This window comes from Methylophaga sp. UBA2689 (assembly GCA_002354555.1).
In the GTDB taxonomy this organism is placed as follows: Bacteria; Pseudomonadota; Gammaproteobacteria; order Nitrosococcales; family Methylophagaceae; genus Methylophaga.
This window is the reverse complement of sequence record DELT01000111.1, coordinates 1-443: the sequence shown is the minus strand read 5'-3', so window position 1 is coordinate 443 and position 443 is coordinate 1. Positions and strand designations below refer to the sequence as shown.

At 49.0% G+C, this 443-nt stretch carries 1 protein-coding gene; it reads right to left on the bottom strand.

Going from position 1 to position 443, the window contains the following annotated elements:
* Window positions 1–443 (bottom strand): adenosylhomocysteinase (locus B3M51_RS14260; RefSeq protein ID WP_292760113.1); only part of this gene is annotated, 443 nt, incomplete at both ends.

Sequence of the window (443 nt, the reverse complement as noted above, 5' to 3'; positions counted from 1 at the left end):
ACGCCGGTGGTGGTTTCTTCCGACAAACCTTTAACATCGTCGAGTAATTCCGGATAGTCTTCATGCATCATCGTGGTCAAATCACCACCATCATCCAGAATCATATTCGGGCGCCAGCCATCAGTGCCAATGATGGTTTGACGAATACACCAGATAGCTTCTTCTTCGGTTTCACCTTTCCAGGCAAAGACCGGGATGCCCTGATCGGCAATAGCCGCTGCAGCGTGATCCTGTGTTGAAAAGATATTGCAAGAAGACCAGCGCACTTCAGCCCCTAATTCAACCAGTGTTTCAATCAACACGGCAGTTTGTATCGTCATATGCAGACAACCTGCAATACGCGCACCTTTCAGCGGATGCTGGCCAGCATATTCTTCACGTAAGGCCATCAATCCAGGCATTTCGCTTTCAGCGATTTTGATTTCCTGATGGCCCCATTTCGC